At 55.0% G+C, this 984-nt stretch carries 2 protein-coding genes; both read left to right on the forward strand.

The window, feature by feature from the left end:
• The first annotated feature begins 3 nt into the window (after window positions 1-3).
• Window positions 4-405, forward strand: coding sequence for a NifB/NifX family molybdenum-iron cluster-binding protein (locus WMO66_RS14565; RefSeq protein WP_435387785.1), 402 nt, complete (start codon window positions 4-6; stop codon window positions 403-405).
• Window positions 356-984: Crp/Fnr family transcriptional regulator (locus WMO66_RS14570; RefSeq protein ID WP_349135261.1), on the forward strand; the 629-nt coding region annotated here is incomplete at its 3' end. The genes WMO66_RS14565 and WMO66_RS14570, both read left to right, overlap by 50 nt.

Consider the following 984-nt stretch of genomic DNA (forward strand, 5'->3'; position numbering starts at 1 on the left):
ATTATGAAAATTGCAGTTACCTATGAAAACGGTCAAATCTTTCAGCATTTCGGCCACACCGAACAGTTCAAGCTTTATGAAGCTGCTGACGGCAAAATCGTTCATGCGAAAGTCGTTGACACCAACGGCAGCGGTCACGGCGCACTGGCAGGCTTCCTGATGCAGAACGGCGTGGACACTTTGATTTGCGGAGGCATCGGCGGCGGTGCGCAGGCAGCTCTGGCCGAAGCGGGCATCAAGCTCTACGGCGGTGTCAGCGGGGACGTTGACGCAGCGGTGAGCGCATTGCTCAGCGGAAATCTGGGCTACGATCCCAATGTTCACTGTGACCACCATGACCATGAGCACGGCGAGGATGGGCACACCTGCGGTGACCACGGCTGCGGCAAGCATAGCTGCCACTGATATGGAACCCACACTGACACAGCTTCCGTTCTGGTCATCCTTGACCGAACAGGAGCAAGAAACGCTGCGCCGAAGTGCCTTTGTCCGTCATTATGAAAAGGGCGCGTTCATACACAGCGGCGACAACGAATGTCTTGGAATGCTGTTCATCCTTTCCGGCGAGATCCGCACCTATCTTCTCTCCGAGGAAGGGCGAGAAGTCACATTGTTCCGGCTGTATCTGGGCGAATTATGCGTGCTTTCTGCCTCCTGTGTGATCAGTCAGATCACCTTTGATACGCAAATGACCGCAGGATCGGATACGGACGTTCTGATTATCCCTGCAAATGTCATCGCTGCACTCAAGGAGAAAAATCTATATGTCCGCTGCTTCCTCTATGAGTTGGCAACGAAACGGTTTTCTGATGTGATGTGGGCGATGCAGCAGATCATGTTCAAGGGGCTGGATCGGCGGCTGGCAGAATTTCTCCTTGCCGAAGCGGAGCGTACCGGCTCCGACACGATACGCATGACCCATGAGCAGATCGCCCAGCACATCAGCTCGGCGCGGGAGGCGGTGGCACGGATGCTCAAAAGCTT

Source organism: Faecousia intestinalis, from assembly GCF_040096185.1.
Lineage (GTDB): Bacteria > Bacillota > Clostridia > Oscillospirales > Oscillospiraceae > JAZOXB01.